Origin of the sequence: Pseudohongiella sp. O18, from assembly GCF_021729085.1 — a bacterium.
Taxonomy (GTDB): Bacteria; Pseudomonadota; Gammaproteobacteria; order Pseudomonadales; family Pseudohongiellaceae; genus Pseudohongiella.
The window spans coordinates 650,863-668,820 of the sequence record NZ_JAJSAR010000001.1; the positions used below are offsets into that span (position 1 = coordinate 650,863).

Genomic DNA, 17,958 nt, shown 5'->3' on the forward strand with positions numbered 1-17,958 from the left:
CTCATCATATCATTGTCGCAAGCCATTGCCGAAAAGGAAGCTTTATGAGCATCAGACGCTTCGAGTCCCACGAACCACAGCTTGGAAACCGCGTTTTTGTCGATGAGACCGCTGTTGTAATCGGTCAGGTAGAAATAGGCGATGATTCTTCTGTCTGGCCTATGACAACCATCCGCGGCGACATTCACAGCATTCGCATCGGCGCCCGCAGCAGCATCCAGGATGGCTCGGTTGTACATGTGACCCACGATGGGCCCTTTAACCCAGGCGGTTTCCCATGCTCTGTGGGGAGCGATGTCACCGTTGGCCACAAAGTAATGCTTCATGGCTGCACGATACACGATCGCGTCCTTGTCGGCATGGGTGCAACCATCATGGATGGGGCCGTTATCGAAAGCGATGTGATCATAGGCGCCGGCAGCCTGGTTCCTCCCGGCAAAACTCTGGAAAGCGGCTACCTGTATGTTGGCACTCCGGTGAAGCAGGCTCGCAAACTGACCGAGCAGGAAAAATCCTTTTTCCTTTACACGGCTAAGAAGTATTGCGAGCTAAAGGACCGCTATTTGGCCAGCAAGGCGTGAAGTGCCGCAATAACGGGCTGTGTCTCCGGCTGGACACCGCGCCAGATGCGGAATGATTCGGCAGCCTGCTCAACCAGCATACCACTGCCATCCAGCGCCAGCAGCGCACCACTCTCGCGTGCCCATTGCTGAAACACCGTCCCGCCCGGGGCGTAGACCATGTCATAACAACCCGTAGCGGCTGATATCAGCCAGCCTGGCAATGCCGGCATCTCTCCTTGCAGGCCCGCAGAACTGCCATTGATCAGCCAGTCCGGCGCAGGAGTTCGATCTGGCGACGGCTGGCCCTGCAGCTGCTCCAGGCTCAGCACCCTGAGTGGATACTGCGAACTGAAATCCTCAGCCATCGACGCGGCACGCGCCAGTGTGCGATTGACGATGGTAATCGAAGCGGGCCTGGCTGCGATCAATGGCGGCAACACACCGCGCACGGCACCGCCGGCACCAATTATCATGATGTTTGCACCTGCCAGTTTGCCGCCGTGGTTCTTTTCGATGTCGCGAACCATACCGGTACCATCGGTATTGTCGCCAGCGAGTCGCCCGTCGGCTAATTGGTAGAGCGTGTTTACAGCGCCAGCCAGCTCTGCATTTGGGGCAAGCCAGTCGACCAGTCGCCAGGCGGTTTCTTTGTGCGGCACAGTCACGTTCAGCCCTTTGCCGCCCTCAGCAAAGAACTTGTGAACACCGGCCACAAAATTCTCCGGTGACAGTTCGAGGCGGTCGTAAGACAGCCGTTCGCCAGTCTGCTCGGCAAACTGTGCATGAATGAAGGGGGATTTGCTGTGCGCAACCGGATAGCCGGTTACCGCGTATCGATCAATATCGGCCATCAGTTCCTACACCCAATCCCGAGCGCCCAGGAATTCTGTGTAGAGGCGCTCCTCTTCAGTGCCTGGGGCAGGGTGCCAGTCATAAATCCAGCTCACCTCAGGAGGCAAAGACATAAGTATGGATTCAACGCGACCCAATCCGGACTGAAGACCAAACAGGGTACCGCGGTCGAACACCAGATTGAACTCTACATAACGACCACGCCGGTAGCGCTGGAATTGTTTGTGTTCGGCGGCAAACGGCACGTACATGCGCGCTTCCACGATGGGTGCATAGGCTTCCATATAACTATTGGCAATATCCTGTACCATCGCAAATGTGTCTTCAAAAGACTTTTCATTAAAGTCATCAAAGAACAGGCCACCAACTCCGCGAGTTTCTTTCCGGTGCGGCAGATAAAAATAATCGTCGCACTCTTTCTTGAATCTTGGATACAGGTCTTCACCATGCGCGTCACAGGCGCTTTTTGCCGTTCGGTGCCAATGCCGACAATCCTCTTCATTGCCATAGTACGGTGTCAGGTCATAACCGCCCCCGAACCACCAGACCGGAGACTTGTTGTCGTCTTCAGCGATAAAGAACCTAAAGTTGGCATGAGAGGTCGGAATAAACGGGTTGTCCGGGTGTATGACCAGTGACACACCCATGGCCTGAAAGCGTCTTCCAGCCAGTTCGGGCCGACTTGCTGTGGCCGAGGGAGGAAGCGCATCACCGTAGACATGGGAAAAGTTTACGCCGCCTTTTTCAAAGACTTTACCGGCGCTGATGACGCGGGTTATACCACTGCCACCTTTGTCACGCTGCCAGGAGTCCTCGTGAAAGCGCGCCTGCCCATCCAGTGCTTCCAGCCGTTCGCAAATGTTGTCCTGCAAAGTCAGCAGGAAAGTTTTGACCGCCTCGGTATTTACCTGTTGGTCTGCTTGTTCGTTTGATTGATCAACCATGACCAGATCTCCTCTTTAAATGTCAGGCGGCGCGCATGACCTGGCCTGTCGCCAGATCAATAATCTGCGATGGCTTGCTGGCACCCCCCAGTGACCCGGGCAGCACATAATCCAGTTGCGCCCCGAGTTGCTGCTCTAACAATACTCTTGAACGAATCGCCGGCCTGCCGGCCAGATTGGCCGAGGTCGAAACCACCGGGCCACCGAATTGCCTGCACAATTGCTGGACCAAAGGGTGGCTGCTGACACGCAGCGCAACAGACGGGTGATCTCCTTTTATCCACCACGGCACCACATCCTGCGAGTCCCGCACCAGATAGGTAACCGGGCCTGACTTCGCCTGCCCGGACCAGCCTTTTTTCAGCACATCCAGTTGCTCAGTGGGCAGCGCCGATAAAATGAAATCCAGCTGCTCAATTGTTGCGGCGACGAGAATCATACCTTTTTCAACAGGCCGGCGTTTGATCTGCAACAAACGCAGCGTGGCCTGCTGTGAGAATGGATCGCAACCCAGGCCCCAGACCGCCTCGGTCGGGTAGGCGATGACCCCCGCGGATGACAGCACCCTGCAGGCTTTGTCTACAGCCAGTCTTTTCATAGCGTTTTCTCGGCTTGATTGTTCATCGGTTTATAAACCACTTACCTGCCTGTTTGCAGATGTGTCCAGACAACTCCAACTGAAGCAGCTTCAGGTTCAGCGACGACAGGGGCAACTGTGAATGACTCATTAGCGCATCACTGGTAACACCATCGTCTGCAATTAGCCGTAGTAAGTCTGTACAGCCATTGGGAACCGACACAGCTTTATCAGAAACTGCGTTTCCTGGAATTTCTTTGGTCTGCAGCTCCAGCTGACCCTGAACCATCGGGGCAAGCTGCTCAATGATATCTGTGGCATTTTCCGCCAGTGTGGCGCCTTGGCGCAACAGGCTATGACATCCCCTGCTGCCCGGTGTGTTGACCGAGCCGGGCACCGCGAACACATGGCGTCCCTGCTCAAGAGCAAGGCGCGCGGTAATAAGCGAGCCACTTCTCAGCGTCGCCTCTATCACACATACGGCAAGACTCAGTCCGCTGATAATCCGATTGCGCTGGGGAAAATGAAAGGCGTCTGGTGGTGAATGCAGCGGAAACTCAGAGATAACAGCTCCTCTACCAGCGCCATGACTGATACTGGACGCGAGTTCGGCATTTGCCTTTGGATATATAGTATTCAGCCCGTTGCCCAATACGGCAATGGTTGGTTTGTCCTGTATCACGCTCGCCATATGTGCGGCCGTATCGATACCGCTGGCCAGACCACTTACCACCGTAAATCCGGCGCGCCCAAGATCCCTGCTTATTCGGCCCGCCAGGTCTCTGCCATACCGGCTACAGTTACGGCTGCCGACCAGCGCAATGCAGGGCTGGCAAAAAATGCCTGGATCACCGCGAACAAACAGTACCGGCGGCGGGTCTGGCAGCTCGCGCAGTAGCGCTGGATAGCGATGGTCATCGAACAATACAAGACTGTGCTCATCCTGTTGCCTCCACCTCAGGGTCTGTTCGAGCGCCTGTCTTGCCCGCGAATTCGAATCTCTTGCAGTTTGTATGCGCTGGATAACGTCATCATCCAGCTTGAGTTGCTGCAGGCTGTCTACTGGCAATTCCAGCGCGCCTCTGGCGCTGCCGGCCCTGGCCAGCAATCGGTGCATGCGATTGGCGTGGCTTTCCAGGGCATGGTAGAGCAGAAGGTAGCTTTCCAGATCTGTGCAGGACATCATCGTTTACCTCCGTGTATGACGTCTGAGGATGCGCATCCCGGCGCATCGCCTGTGCTACAATTCGCAATAATCTGCAAATCATCAAGGTCCTTTAGCGTTTATGGCACAGCTTGTGCGCTGCTGCCGAAACGATAATGTCTTTTCGGAGTGAACTATGGCCAAACTCGAAATCCTGGAGTTTCCCGATCCGCGGCTGCGTACCGTGGCGGAGCCAATTGATACATTTGACGAAGCACTCAGTCAGCTGATTGATGACATGTTCGAGACCATGTATGAGGCGCCCGGCATTGGCCTCGCCGCAACTCAGGTCAATGTGCACAAACAGCTGATTGTGATTGATATTTCCGAGGACAAAAGCGAGCCGCTGGTTTTCATCAACCCGGCCATCAAGGTGCTGGACGATGAGCTTGCCGAATACGATGAGGGCTGTCTTTCGGTGCCTGGTTTTTACGAAACTGTCAGCCGGCCACGACAGGTCAAGATCAATGCGCTGGATCGGCACGGCGAGGCTTTTGAAATGGTGTCTGACGGCCTTCTGGCCACTTGTATCCAGCACGAGATGGACCATCTCAATGGCAAACTGTTTGTTGATTACCTGAGTAATCTGAAACGGCAACGCATTCGCAGCAAACTCGAAAAAGCCCACAAACTGGCGGCGAACGGCTGATCCCATCTCATGTCAAAACTCAAACTGGTGTTCGCCGGCACACCGGCGTTCGCCGCCGGTCACCTGCAGGCATTGATTGATGCTGGCCACAACATTGTGGCCGTATATACTCAACCCGATCGTGCCGCAGGACGGGGCAAGAAACTGCAGCCCAGCCCGGTCAAACAGGTTGCCCAACAGCACCAGCTGCCTGTGTTTCAGCCGGCCTCACTTAAAGATGCTGATGCGCAACGGGAGCTGTCAGCTCTGAATGCTGATCTTATGGTTGTTGTGGCCTATGGCCTGCTGTTGCCCCAGGCAGTTCTCGACCTCCCGCGGCTCGGCTGCATCAATGTGCATGCTTCACTTTTGCCGCGCTGGCGCGGTGCGGCGCCAATAGAGCGTGCCATTCTCGCTGGCGACAAACAGTCTGGCGTCACCATCATGCAAATGGACGCTGGTCTCGATACCGGAGCCATGATCCACAAAATTGAGACGCCCATTTCTGACGCAGACGATCGTCAGACCCTTGAAAACCGCCTTGCCGTGCTGGGTTGCCAGGCTCTGATACATACGCTGGCAAATTTCGATTCATTGGCGTCCAGCGCTGAGCCTCAAACCGATGATGGCACGACGTATGCGCGCAAGCTGGACAAGTCAGAGGCCCTGATAGACTGGAACCAGACCGCGGAAGAAATTAACCGCTGCATCCGTGCCGGTATTGGCAGAAATCCAGCCTACACTTTCATAAATGGCGAGCGTATAAGGTTCATCCGTGCACAGGTGCTAAGTGGCAAACAGAATCAGTCGCCTGGCACGATCCTCGGCACGGTCGATCTGACTTGCGAGGATTCACCGACCGGCACCACTCAGGGCCAGAGCCTCAAATCGCTGCGTATCGCCTGTCGTGATGGCGAGCTGGCGCTTCAGCAGGTTCAGCTACCCGGCAAGAACGTCATGTCTGTAACCGATCTTTTGAATGCTCGACGCGCCATGTTTGAACCCGGCAAGCAGTTCTCCAGCATCGAGACTCCCTCGTGACGCCCGCCCAGATTCGGGCTCAGGCGGCCACAATTCTGGCGAGCCTGGTAAAACAGCAAGGCTCTCTGGCCAGCCTGCTGCCTAAACCGGGTGAGGGGACAGAATCAGCAGATGGTCAGGCACTGCTCAGGGAGTTGTGTTTCGGTACCTGTCGCTGGTTTTTCCAGTTGGAGAGCCAATTGGCTGGCCTGCTCGACAAACCTATACGACGCAAAGACGCAGACATTCACTGCCTGTTGCTGATCGGTCTGTATCAACTGCAGCACCTCCGGTTGCCGGATTATGCTGCCATCAATGAGACCGTCAATGCCGCTGTCACCCTGAAAAAAGTCTGGGCCAAACGCTTGATCAACGGGGTATTGAGACAATGGCAGCGCCAGCAGCATAAGACTGACGATACCGGCTCGCTGCTTGATGATGCGGCAGCACTCGCTGACTCCTATCCAGTCTGGCTCCGCTCGGCCATCACGCAGGCCTGGCCTGACAGATTTAGCGAGGTGCTGAAGCAGGGCAATGTGCATCCGCCAATGACCCTCCGGGTCAATCTCTCAAAAATTTCCCGTGACGCGTATCTTGAGCAGTTGGCAGGGCAGGGCATAAGTGCTTCAGCGGGCAAGCTTTCCGACAGCGCCATCTATCTTGAAAAAGCGTTGTCTGTCCATGCGCTCCCTGGTTTCGCAGAAGGATGGGTAAGCATTCAGGATGAGGCATCTCAATTGATCCCAGCATTACTGGCACCACAACCGGGCGATCATCTGCTTGATGCCTGCGCGGCACCCGGTGGCAAGACAGCGCACCTGCTGGAATCACAGCCGGAGTTGGCATCATTGCTGGCACTGGACAGTGACAGTCGCCGGCTGCAGCGTGTCCACCAGAATCTGCAGCGCCTTCAGCTGCACGAGGCACCGGTCACAGTTGTTTGCGCAGATGCAGGCCAACCCGACTCATGGTGGAGTGGTGATCAATTTGACCGGATTCTGCTCGATGCTCCCTGTTCAGCAACAGGAGTCATCCGCCGCCAACCCGACATTAAGGTTTTGCGTAAATCAGAGCATATAGATCAGTTGCTGAATCTTCAGGCCCGGCTTCTTGACGCCATGTGGCTATGTCTTGCGCCGGGTGGCGTGATGCTTTACACAACCTGCTCAATTCTTCCGGCAGAAAACGCTCAACAGGTTGAGTCCTTTTTGGAGCGCACCCCAGACGCCGAATGTCTGCCCCTGTTGACAGAACATCACGGGGAGCCTTGGGCAGCTGATTGTGAAACCCCGGGACGCCGGTTTGGTCGACAGCTGTTGCCAAGCGATGGTGGGCCCGACGGTTTTTATTATGCATTGCTGAAAAAACAACAATAGTGCACTGAAAATATGCCTAATGGCTTGTATCTGGTTGGTACCCGCCGGATAATTTGACGGCAGCGGCACCATCCGGACGCAGACGAAGGATCAAGGCGCAGGAGCCTGCTTTTACATGAAAATAATTATTCTGGGCTGCAATGCGGTCAGTGCCTCACTGGCTGAAAACCTGGCAAGCGAAAATACCGATATCACCCTGGTTGACCCGGATGCAGAAGCCCTGCGGGAACTCAAGGACAGACTGGACATCGGTATCGCACAGGGCTGGCCTTCGCACCCCGATGTGTTGCGGGCCGCCGGCGCCGACGACGCCGACATGATCATCGCCGTGACAGAAAACGATGAGATCAATATGGTCGCCTGCCAGATTGCGTTTTCTGTTTTTAAAACCCCCAAAAAGATCTGTCGCCTGCGCTCGGCGTCATATATTGCCCAGGATGACCTGTTCCGTCCTGACGCCATACCGCTCGATGTTGTCATCAGCCCGGAATTGCTGGTTTCGAACTATATCCGCCGCCTGATTGAGCTGCCCGGCTCGCTGCAGGTTCTCGATTTTGCTGATGGCAATGCCCAGCTGGTCGCGGTTCGTGCCTACTACGGTGGGCCGCTGGTCGGTCAAGAGATCCGCTTTCTGCGAGAGCACATGCCCAATGTGGATGCTCGTGTGGCGGCTATTTTCCGCCGCAACCGCGCCATTACCCCTGAAGGTTCTACCGTCATCGAAGCCGACGACGAAGTCTTTTTTATCGCAGCTCCCAAAAACATTAAAGCAGTCATCAGCGAACTGCGCCGTATGGACCGACCTTACAAACGCCTGATCATCGCTGGTGGCGGCAATATCGGCGCGCGCCTGGCCTCAGCGCTGGAGGAGCGTTACCAGGTTAAAGTGATTGAGCACAATCCGGATCGCTGCGCCTATCTGTCCGAGTTTCTTAATAGGGCTGTCGTCCTGAATGGTATTTCCTCTGACAAAAAGCTGTTACAGGAAGAGGGTATCGCGGATACCGATGTTTTCCTGGCCCTGACCAATGACGATGAGGCAAATATCATGTCGTCATTGCTGGCGAAACGCCTCGGGGCGCGCAAGGTCATGTGTCTTATCAGCAACCCGGCTTATGTGGACCTGGTGCAGGGCGGTGAAATCGATATCGCAATCTCACCTCAGCAGGCATCGATTGGCAGTCTGCTGACTCACATTCGTAAAGGTGACATTGTTAATGTGCATTCACTACGCCGGGGTGCCGCAGAAGCGCTGGAGGCAATCGCGCACGGTGACAGCCAGTCGTCTAAAGTAGTGGGTCGTGCTATTGAAGATATCGATCTGCCTCAGGGTACGACCATAGGTGCTATCGTTCGGGACGAAGAGGTGCTGATTGCCCATGACGATATTGTGATTGAACCCGAAGACCACGTCATTTTGTTCCTCACCGACAAGAAACGCATTCCTGAAGTAGAGCGTCTTTTTGCTGTTGGATTTGCCTTTTTCTGATCTGGAGTTAAGCACTTACTATGCATTTTGCCGTTGTTGCCCGCATACTTGGTGTTTTGCTGATGCTTTTCAGCATGCTGGCCAATCTGCCCTCCATACTGGTCTCTTTTCTGTATGGGGACGGCGAAGTGAGCTCGTTCTGGACCTCCGCCATGATCACCTTTGCGACCGGGTTTACCCTCTGGCTGGTGACGCTTCGCTCCAAGAAAGAGCTACGCACCCGTGATGGCTTCCTGGTAGTGACGTTGTTCTGGACAGTATTGAGCACTTTCGGCGCATTACCCTTCCTTTTCTCGCTGGATGTCCGGCTTTCTGTGACAGACGCGATTTTCGAATCTTTTTCAGGGCTCACGACCACAGGTGCAACCGTCATTACCGGGCTTGATGTGCTTCCCAAGTCCATACTGTTTTACCGGGCACAGCTACAGTGGTTGGGCGGTATGGGTATCGTTGCCCTTGCGGTGGCCGTACTGCCCATGCTGGGTATCGGTGGTATGCAGCTTTATCGGGCAGAAAGCCCGGGGCCCGTGAAAAACGACAACCTGGTTCCCCGCCTAGCAGAAACTGCCAAGGCACTGTGGTACATCTATCTTGGATTGACCGTGACCTGCGCGCTTGCTTACTGGGCGGCAGGCATGAATCTTTTCGACGCTATCTGTCACAGCTTCACAACTGTTGCAATTGGTGGCTTCTCCAACTATGACGCCAGTATCGGGTATTTTGACAGCAATATCGTGAATCTTATTGCCGTCGCATTCATGTTCCTGGCGGGTATAAACTTCGCATTGCACTTCACCGCCTGGCAGCGGCGCAGCCTGATTCAATACGTTCGCGACCCGGAGACGAAGTTCTACACGGTAGTCCTGGTCGGGATTGCCTTGTTCACGATTATCGTTTTGTATGCCACAGAAACATACGACATGCAGAACTCGTTTATCCACGGGCTGTTTCAGACTGTTTCTATAGCGACCACAACCGGTTATACAACAGCTGACTTCAACGCCTGGCCATATGCATTGCCGTATTTGTTGATCTACGCCTCCATTATCGGCGCCTGCGCAGGCTCTACCGGTGGCGGTATGAAGGTAATCCGGATACTGCTGATCTTTAAGCAGGGTATTCGTGAGGTTAAACGGCTGATTCACCCTAACGCCATTATTTCAGTCAAGCTGGGCCGGAGAATGGTGCCTGATCGTGTAATCGAATCAGTCTGGGGTTTCTTCGCTGTCTACGTGATGGTGTACATGGCACTGCTCATCATGCTGCTTGCCATGGGTATGGAGGTGTTGACCGCATTCAGTGCCGTAGGCGCCAGCCTCAATAATCTTGGGCCAGGCCTCGAGGGCGTTGCGGCCAACTATGCCAATATTTCCGACCCGGCCAAGTGGGTACTTTGCCTGGCCATGTTGCTGGGGCGTCTTGAGATCTTCACACTGCTGGTGCTGTTCCTGCCGATGTTCTGGCGGCGCTGAGGCACGGGATAACCAACTGCGGGTCTTCTTCGGGCCTAATAGAATCGCTCGCTTTCGTCGTCCGGTCGCTTGCGATAACGTTTGTAGCTCCACTGGTATTGGCTGGGCAAAGCACGAATACAACGCTCTACCGAGCGATTCATGGCTGCCGCCGCAGAAGCCGAATCTGCCTCATAAATCCCATTATCGGCCGGTTCAAATACCACGTGATATCCACGACCGCCGGACAGCCTCTCCGCGTAAGCAAAAATTACCTGTGAGCCAGTTCGGCTGGCAAGTTTAGGCACCAGCGTCATGGTGTAGGCCTGAATGCCGAACAACGGGGCAAAAACACCTCCCTCGTTCCTGGGCTGCTGATCAGGCAGGATGCCCGTGGCACCGCCCTGCAACAAAGCTTTATTGAGACGCACGACACCCTGACGGTCGGTGGCGACCAACTCGGCGCCGGCCTTGGCTCTTGAACCAGCGACAAGCGCGTTAAGCCCCTTTATTTTTGGTGGTTTGTACAGTGTCGTAAGAGGACCTAGTGTGGAAACGTAAAGTCCCAGCGCCTCCCAGCTGCCCAGATGTGGTGACGCGTAGATGATGCCCTTACCGCTGGCCTGAGCTTTTTCGACATGCTCCATTCCGTCAACGCTGACAATCAAGCGCAGAACGTGATCAATGGACCGGCACCACATATGGCCGAGCTCAAGGCCTGTCTTTATCGTTTCCTTGATGCTCTCTCTGGCAAGTTTTTGCGTTTGTTCAGCGCTCAGCTCGGGGAATACCCGCTGCAGATTGATCAACGTGACTCGCCTGGTTTCTGTCGGCAGCATATACACGACTGTGCCAATGGCATTACCAATCATATGCAAGGCCGGCAGTGGGAGCCACGCCAGTATGTTCAAGGCGAATTTGATAATCGCAGTCTTCAGGGTGTCGATAGGAGTGCTCTCCAGAGCTTGTTCAGAGTTAAAACCATCATTTTAGCGCAGTGGATATTAACTGCCTAATCCCGCATAATTGCGCCTTTTCAACCGTTTTACATTGGGGTGAGACTTGTCTGACGTTACAACCTTCCAGGGCCTGATTCTGGCGCTTCAGGACTTCTGGGCGAAGCAGGGCTGTGTGGTGTTACAGCCGCTGGACCTCGAAGTGGGTGCGGGCACCTTCCATCCGGCTACGTTTTTGCGAGCGATCGGCCCGGAAAGCTGGCGCACGGCTTACGTTCAGCCCAGCCGCCGCCCGACTGATGGTCGTTATGGCGAGAACCCGAACCGATTGCAGCACTACTACCAGTTTCAGGTGATTCTGAAGCCTTCGCCGCCAGATATCCAGGATCTGTACGTTGCCTCTCTGAAACATCTCGGCATTGACCCACAGGTTCACGATATTCGCTTTGTTGAAGACAATTGGGAGTCGCCAACGCTGGGTGCCTGGGGTCTGGGCTGGGAAGTCTGGCTGAACGGCATGGAAGTTACACAGTTTACCTATTTCCAGCAGGTAGGTGGCCTGGAGTGTTTCCCGGTCAGTGGCGAGATTACCTATGGGCTTGAGCGAATCGCCATGTATCTTCAGGGTGTGGACAGCCTCTATGACCTGGTCTGGACGCGTGGGCCGGAAGGAGATGTGACTTACGGCGACGTATTCCATCAAAATGAAGTTGAAATGTCCGCTTATAACTTCGAACACGCCAATGTTGATGCATTGTTCCGCAACTTTGATGAGTGCGAAGCTGCGTGTAGCTCACTGATTGAAAAAGGCCTGGCTCTGCCTGCTTATGAGCAGGTGCTGAAAGCCTCGCATTATTTCAACCTGCTTGATGCCAGACAGGCAATTTCGGTAACCGAGCGTCAGCGTTTTATTCTGCGTGTCCGTACCCTGTCTCGTCAGGTTGCAGAGGCGTACTACGAAAGCCGTCGCAAACTTGGGTTCCCGCTGGCGCCAGAAGCGCTGCGGCAGGCCGCGTTAAATACCCAGTAATTTACCCAACCGATTGCAGCTATCATGACCGAAAAACATTTTTTAGTAGAAGTAGGGTGTGCCGAGCTTCCGCCGAAGGCGCTCAAAGGACTTTCCGATGCTTTCACAAGCGGCGTTGAAGCGGGCCTCTCCGCAGCCGGCTTGAGCTTCGCAAAAGTAGTGCCGTTTGTCAGTCCGCGTCGACTTGCTATTCGCGTCGAAGATCTTGCCACCCGACAGAACGACGTGGCGCTGGAAAAGTTCGGACCAGCGGTCAAGGCAGCTTTTGACAAGGATGGGAACCCCACGCCAGCAGCGCAGGGTTTTGCCAGAGGCTGTGGTGTCAGCGTAGCAGATCTGGAGCGGGACACCCGCGATGGTGTTGAAAAGCTTGTGTATCGCGCCACCCAGAAAGGTGCCGACACTGCAACACTGTTACCGGGCATCGTCCAGCAGTCCCTGGGAAAGCTGCCGATTCCAAGGAAAATGCGCTGGGGCAGTACACGCGACGAATTCGTCCGGCCGGTATACTGGCTGGTTATGCTGTTTGGTGATGATGTGGTTGAGACCGAGTTGTTCGGCATCAGCAGTGATCGTGTCACCTATGGTCATCGCTTCCATTGCCCACAGCCAATCACGCTGACTTCTGCCGAGAGCTATGAGCAGCAATTGCTGAAACCCGGCCATGTCATCGCTGACTACGCGCAACGACGTCAGACTGTGGAGTCGTTGATTTCTGAACAGGGTAAAGCGCTTGATGCGGAGGTCATTATCGACTCAGATCTGCTGGATGAAGTAACCAGCATGGTGGAGTGGCCTGTTGCGCTGACCGGCAAGTTTGACGAGCACTTTCTGTCAGTTCCTCCTGAAGCATTGATCTCGTCGATGAAGAATCACCAGAAGACGTTCTATGTGCTGGATAAGCAGGGTAAGATGCTGCCTTATTTTGTTGCGGTAGCGAACCTGCACAGCAAAGATCCGGCGCAGGTTATCGCTGGCAATGAGCGTGTCATCCGACCCCGCCTGGCAGACGCAGCTTTTTTCTACGAAACCGATCGCAAGCAGCCGCTGGCGTCACGCCTGCCACAGCTCGGCAATATCGTGTTTCAGCAACAGCTTGGCACGGTTGAACAGAAGTCTCGTCGTGTTGCCGAACTGGCGGTGTCCATAGCGCGTGAACTCGGGTTTGAGCCAGAGTCATCAGAACGCGCGGCACTACTGGCCAAGTGCGATCTATTGACGAACATGGTCGGTGAGTTTCCCGAGTTACAGGGAACCATGGGTTACTACTATGCTCTGCATGATGGGGAACCAGAGTCTGTCGCCCTGGCGATCACCGAACAGTATCAACCCAGATTCTCGGGCGACGCTGTGCCTTCAAGCGATACCGGTGCTGTACTGGCTGTAGCAGAAAAACTCGACACTATCTGTGGTCTGTTTGTTATCGGACAGCCCCCGACTGGTTCCAAAGATCCTTTTGCGCTTCGGCGAGCGGCATTAGGTGCTCTGCGCATACTGGTGGAAAAGTCTCTGGATCTGAACCTTGCCCAAGCGATCAAGCAATCACTCGCCAGTTATGAGGCGCAGGGTGTAAGCGTTGCCGGTGAAACCGGCAGCCAGGTATTTGAGTTTATGCTGGAGCGGTTCCGGGCCTGGTATCTCGGCGAAGGCGTATCGACAGAAGTCTTCCAGGCCGTGATGGAATTGAAGCCCGAAAGACCGCTGGACTTTGCGATGCGAGTTAACGCGGTTCAAAGGTTTTCGCAACTGCCTGAAAGCGCTGCACTGGCAGCGGCCAACAAGCGTGTCTCCAATATTCTGCAGAAAGAAAAGCAGCAGCAAACCGAAGTTGACCAGGCTCTCCTGTCAGAAACCGCTGAAAAGGATCTGGCACAAGCAGTTGCTGAAATGCGTGGTGTTGTCGAGCCACTCTTCGAGAAGCGTGAATATACGCAGGGTCTTGAAAAGCTGGCCGCGATGCGACCTGTAGTTGATGCATTCTTTGATCAGGTACTGGTGATGGCAGACGATGACGCAGTTCGCCAGAACCGGCTGGCTTTGCTGTCTGAACTCCGTGCCCTGTTTTTGAAGGTTGCGGATATCTCCAGCCTGCACCGAAGCTGACAGACCATGACTCCCGGGGGAGCCAGACTGATAATCCTCGACCGAGATGGTGTCATCAACGAGGACTCAGATGCTTTTATCAAGTCGGTCGCTGAATGTGTGCCTGTTGCTGGCAGCATTAACGCTATTGCCAGACTGAGCCAGGCTGGATACACAGTTGCAGTTGCCACTAATCAGTCTGGCGTTGCGCGGGGACTGCTGTCAGAAACAACACTGTCACAAATTCATGATTATTTATCAGGGTTGGTAGAAAGAGCAGGCGGACGTATCGCGGGTTTTTTTTATTGTCCCCATGGACCTGATTCGAACTGTAGTTGCCGAAAACCTAAGCCTGGTCTTTTGTATCAGATTCGAGACAAATACGGCATTGAGATCTCTGGCGTTCCGGTCGTTGGCGACAGCCTGAGAGATCTTCAGGCAGCACTGACGGCTGGCTGCACCCCTGTTCTGGTTCGTAGCGGAAAAGGTGAACGCACTTTAGCATCGGGCTTGCCTTCCGAACTTGCAGATTGTGCCCGGTTTACCGACCTGGCCGCCTTTGTTGACAATCTATTAAATTAACTGCCACAGGAAGTTGGCCTTCCGATATGTTCATGAAGTTCAGATCCTCACTGTTTTTCCTCGGCTATGCGACACTGACTTTTATAATCTCGTCTCTGGTCATTTTGCTGTTCTGGATTCTACCGCCAAAGCGTCGCTTCTATCTGTACGCCCTCTGGTGTCGCCTGGTGCTGGCCTGGCTGAGACTCAGCTGTGGTATCAGCTACAACATCCGGGGCCTGGAACACATACCCGACCACCCGGTCGTAGTTCAAAGTAATCACCAGAGTACCTGGGAGACGATCTTCCTGTATCAGTTGTTCACACCCGTTTGTCCCATCCTGAAGAAGGAGCTATTGGACATTCCATTCTGGGGATGGGCACTACGGCTGCAGCAACCGATTGCTATTGACCGCAGCAAACCACGAGAGGCTGGCAAGTCCTTACTATTGCAGGGAGCGGCACGGATAAAGGATGGTTTGTCGATTTTGGTGTTTCCTGAGGGGACCCGAGCACGCACTGGCGCACTGGGAAAATTCTCTAGAGGCGGGGCGCAGTTGGCGGTTGCGACCGGCACGCCCATCATTCCCGTACTGCACAACGCGGGTTACTGCTGGCCAGCTGGCACGACACTCAAGAAGCCTGGCTGTATTGAGGTGCTGATAGGACCGCCTATTGCAGTCGATGGTAAAACGGCAAAAGAAGTAGCGGCCGAGTTTGATTTGTGGATGAACACAAACAAATCGGCCGTTGGTCTGCAGTAAGACCAACGGCCGACGTTTGTCAGGCGACTTCTTACTTAGATATCCAGGTTCTGGACAGCCAGCGCGTTGGTTTCGATGAAGTCTCTTCGCGGATCCACCTGGTCACCCATCAAGGTTGTGAATAGCTGGTCGGCACCAATCGCATCTTCGATTGTAACTTGCAGCATACGACGGCTCTCAGGATCCATCGTGGTTTCCCAAAGCTGATCTGGATTCATCTCACCCAGCCCCTTGTAGCGCTGTAGATAATGTCCCTTCATCGCATCATCGGTCAGCCACTTCAATGCTTCGCTAAATGATTGAATTTCCTGTGTTTTTTCGCCTCGCCTAACGTAGGCACCCGTTTCTATCAAGCCATTGAGCATTTCACCCAGGCGATTCAGAGCCCGGTATTCACCTGATCCGAAAAAGTCTTTGCTGAAGCGATAGTCACGAATAAGACCGTGCAGGCTGTGGCGAACCTGTGGCAGGAAGACATGCCGCTCTGGGTCTTCATAGGCCTGAACATAGTAGTTCTGGGCCGTTTTGGGGTGGAGTGATTCCATCGATTGCCACAACTGCTTAAGCCAATTGGTCACGCCTTCTTCTGTATAATCGTCGCTGGTCAACACTGGCGTAAAGACCATCGCTTCAAGTATTTCAGAAGGGTAGAGACGTTCCAGGCGTTTGATCATCGCGTAGGTGGAATTGTACTGCTTAACCATCGCTTCCAGGGCATCCCCGGAGATAGCGGGTGCGTCTTTATTTACATGGAGAGCCGCACCATCCAAGGCTATTTGCGTCTGATAGCGCGCCAGTTCGTCGTCATCCTTCAAGTACTGTTCTTGTTTACCCTTACGAACTTTATACAAGGGCGGCTGTGCAATATAGACATAGCCACGCTCTACCAGCTCTCGCATTTGACGGAAGAAGAAGGTCAGTAGCAGTGTTCTGATGTGGGAGCCGTCAACGTCGGCGTCCGTCATGATGATGATGCGGTGGTAGCGCAAACTGTCTGGAGAAAACTCATCCTTACCAATTCCGCAACCCAGCGCCTTGATCAAAGTGCCAATCTCAGCAGAGCTCAACATTTTGTCGAAACGTGCTTTTTCGACGTTCAGAATCTTGCCCTTAAGCGGAAGGATGGCCTGGTTTTTACGGTTTCGTCCCTGTTTCGCTGATCCACCCGCAGAGTCACCCTCCACGATGTATATTTCTGAAAGAGCTGGGTCTTTTTCCTGACAGTCAGCCAATTTGCCTGGCAATCCGGCCATGTCCAGAGCGCCCTTACGGCGTGTCATTTCTCTTGCCTTTCGCGCTGCCTCACGGGCCCTGGCAGCATCGATCATTTTCCCAACAATTTGTTTGGCTTCATTGGGGTTTTCGAGCAGAAAGTCAGTGAAATGGGAGACCATCTCCTGCTCTACTGCGGTTTTAACTTCAGATGAAACGAGTTTGTCTTTAGTTTGGGATGAAAACTTCGGGTCTGGTACTTTGACAGAGATAACAGCCGTAAGGCCTTCACGTGCGTCATCGCCCGTGGTCGTGACCTCTTTCCCTTTTTTGGCTGCGACTTCTTTGTCAATATAGGTTTTTAGTACGCGTGTCAGTGCACCGCGGAAGCCGGCCATGTGCGTACCGCCATCTCGCTGTGGGATATTATTGGTGTAGGGAAAAATATTTTCCTGGTATGTGTCATTCCACTGTAGCGCTATCTCTACACTTATACCGTCTTCCGGCCGTTCTTTCTGGAAGTGAAATATCTTGTTGATGGGAGTCTTGTTGGTGTTCAGGTATTCAACAAATGCTCTCAGGCCACCATCGTACTTGTAGGTATCTTTTTTGCCACTACGCTCGTCAAAAAGGTTGATGGTTACGCCGGCATTCAAAAAAGCCAGCTCACGAAGTTTTTTGGCGAGAATATCGTAGTGGAATTCGATGTTCTTGAAGGTCGCAGCAGAAGGCTTAAAGAAAGTCTCAGTGCCAGTGATATTGGTGTCGCCTACAACCTTAAGCGGGGCCTGGGGTACACCGTGCACGTAGTACTGCTCATGAACTTTGCCGCCACGGCGGATTGTCAGCTTCAATTCTTCAGAGAGTGCATTAACAACCGAAACACCGACGCCATGGAGTCCACCCGACACTTTGTAGCTATTGTCGTCAAACTTTCCGCCGGCATGCAGGACGGTCATGATCACCTCTGCTGCAGAAACCCCTTCAGAATGCATTTCAGTAGGAATACCACGCCCGTTGTCCGAGACACTAATTGCCTCACCGACATGTACTGTGACATTGATTGCATCACAGTGTCCTGCCAGTGCCTCATCAATGGAGTTGTCGACTAGCTCGAATACCATGTGGTGCAGGCCTGTACCATCCTCTGTATCACCGATATACATCCCTGGTCTTTTTCTTACGGCGTCCAGTCCCTTCAGGACTTTGATGCTGGACGAATCGTAGGTTGATTCCTTAGTCATTCTGT

At 53.9% G+C, this 17,958-nt stretch carries 16 protein-coding genes; 10 read left to right on the forward strand and 6 right to left on the reverse strand.

Translation table 11 applies throughout. The annotated features are described in order from the left end of the window. Nucleotides 1-44 precede the first annotated feature (44 nt). Entirely contained in the window at nt 45-581 is a 537-nt protein-coding gene (locus tag LVD14_RS02955) for a gamma carbonic anhydrase family protein (RefSeq protein WP_237132541.1), read from the forward strand. On the opposite strand, the gene aroE is transcribed toward LVD14_RS02955, so the two are convergent. The 4 genes from aroE to dprA are packed head-to-tail and all read right to left on the reverse strand — an operon-like array spanning nt 560 to nt 4,122. Next, nucleotides 560-1,405 (reverse strand): shikimate dehydrogenase, encoded by an 846-nt coding sequence (gene aroE, locus LVD14_RS02960; protein WP_317622692.1) that lies wholly within the window; start codon nt 1,403-1,405, stop codon nt 560-562. The two genes, LVD14_RS02955 and aroE, sit on opposite strands and share 22 nt — an antisense overlap. A gap of 15 nt (nt 1,406-1,420) precedes the next feature. Next, nucleotides 1,421-2,359 (reverse strand): oxygen-dependent coproporphyrinogen oxidase, encoded by a 939-nt coding sequence (gene hemF, locus LVD14_RS02965; RefSeq protein ID WP_237132543.1) that lies wholly within the window; start codon nt 2,357-2,359, stop codon nt 1,421-1,423. Between the two features lie 22 nt (nt 2,360-2,381). Continuing rightward, nucleotides 2,382-2,957 carry an L-threonylcarbamoyladenylate synthase gene (locus LVD14_RS02970; RefSeq protein WP_237132544.1) on the reverse strand — a complete coding sequence of 192 codons (576 nt, stop codon included), beginning with the start codon at nt 2,955-2,957 and terminating at the stop codon, nt 2,382-2,384. 22 nt (nt 2,958-2,979) lie between these two features. Continuing rightward, the gene (gene dprA, locus LVD14_RS02975; RefSeq protein WP_237132545.1) at nt 2,980-4,122 is read right to left on the reverse strand and encodes a DNA-processing protein DprA; all 1,143 of its coding nucleotides are present in this window, start codon (nt 4,120-4,122) and stop codon (nt 2,980-2,982) included. A gap of 154 nt (nt 4,123-4,276) precedes the next feature. On the opposite strand from dprA, the gene def reads away from it, so the two are divergent. From def to LVD14_RS03000, 5 genes are all read left to right on the forward strand, one after another. Continuing rightward, nucleotides 4,277-4,789, forward strand: coding sequence for a peptide deformylase (gene def / locus LVD14_RS02980; protein WP_237132546.1), 513 nt, complete (start codon nt 4,277-4,279; stop codon nt 4,787-4,789). Nucleotides 4,790-4,798: 9 nt separating this feature from the next. Then, complete coding sequence (gene fmt / locus LVD14_RS02985) at nt 4,799-5,809, forward strand: methionyl-tRNA formyltransferase (protein WP_237132547.1); 1,011 nt, start codon at nt 4,799-4,801, stop codon at nt 5,807-5,809. Continuing rightward, complete coding sequence (gene rsmB, locus LVD14_RS02990; RefSeq protein WP_237132548.1) at nt 5,806-7,164, forward strand: 16S rRNA (cytosine(967)-C(5))-methyltransferase RsmB; 1,359 nt, start codon at nt 5,806-5,808, stop codon at nt 7,162-7,164. Before fmt ends, rsmB begins: the two co-directional genes overlap by 4 nt. Nucleotides 7,165-7,279: 115 nt before the next feature. Beyond that, complete coding sequence (gene trkA, locus LVD14_RS02995) at nt 7,280-8,653, forward strand: Trk system potassium transporter TrkA (protein WP_237132549.1); 1,374 nt, start codon at nt 7,280-7,282, stop codon at nt 8,651-8,653. 20 nt (nt 8,654-8,673) lie between these two features. Beyond that, nucleotides 8,674-10,125 carry a TrkH family potassium uptake protein gene (locus tag LVD14_RS03000; RefSeq protein ID WP_237132550.1) on the forward strand — a complete coding sequence of 484 codons (1,452 nt, stop codon included), beginning with the start codon at nt 8,674-8,676 and terminating at the stop codon, nt 10,123-10,125. Between the two features lie 35 nt (nt 10,126-10,160). Here LVD14_RS03000 and LVD14_RS03005 read toward each other — a convergent pair whose 3' ends face one another. Continuing rightward, the gene (locus tag LVD14_RS03005; RefSeq protein WP_317622693.1) at nt 10,161-11,066 is read right to left on the reverse strand and encodes a lysophospholipid acyltransferase family protein; all 906 of its coding nucleotides are present in this window, start codon (nt 11,064-11,066) and stop codon (nt 10,161-10,163) included. A gap of 100 nt (nt 11,067-11,166) precedes the next feature. On the opposite strand from LVD14_RS03005, the gene glyQ reads away from it, so the two are divergent. The 4 genes from glyQ to LVD14_RS03025 are packed head-to-tail and all read left to right on the forward strand — an operon-like array spanning nt 11,167 to nt 15,497. Next, nucleotides 11,167-12,090, forward strand: a complete 924-nt coding sequence (glyQ, locus tag LVD14_RS03010; RefSeq protein ID WP_237132552.1) for a glycine--tRNA ligase subunit alpha — start codon at nt 11,167-11,169, stop codon at nt 12,088-12,090. Between the two features lie 24 nt (nt 12,091-12,114). Continuing rightward, a complete protein-coding gene (gene glyS / locus LVD14_RS03015; protein ID WP_237132553.1) occupies nt 12,115-14,193 on the forward strand; it encodes a glycine--tRNA ligase subunit beta in 2,079 nt (692 codons plus the stop codon). Between the two features lie 6 nt (nt 14,194-14,199). After that, nucleotides 14,200-14,754: a D-glycero-beta-D-manno-heptose 1,7-bisphosphate 7-phosphatase gene (gmhB, locus tag LVD14_RS03020; RefSeq protein WP_237132554.1), complete on the forward strand. Its 555-nt coding sequence runs from the start codon at nt 14,200-14,202 to the stop codon at nt 14,752-14,754. A gap of 26 nt (nt 14,755-14,780) precedes the next feature. Then, the gene (locus LVD14_RS03025) at nt 14,781-15,497 is read left to right on the forward strand and encodes a lysophospholipid acyltransferase family protein (protein ID WP_237132555.1); all 717 of its coding nucleotides are present in this window, start codon (nt 14,781-14,783) and stop codon (nt 15,495-15,497) included. Nucleotides 15,498-15,532: 35 nt separating this feature from the next. Here LVD14_RS03025 and gyrB read toward each other — a convergent pair whose 3' ends face one another. Beyond that, nucleotides 15,533-17,953, reverse strand: coding sequence for a DNA topoisomerase (ATP-hydrolyzing) subunit B (gene gyrB, locus LVD14_RS03030; protein ID WP_237132556.1), 2,421 nt, complete (start codon nt 17,951-17,953; stop codon nt 15,533-15,535). Nucleotides 17,954-17,958 lie beyond the last annotated feature (5 nt).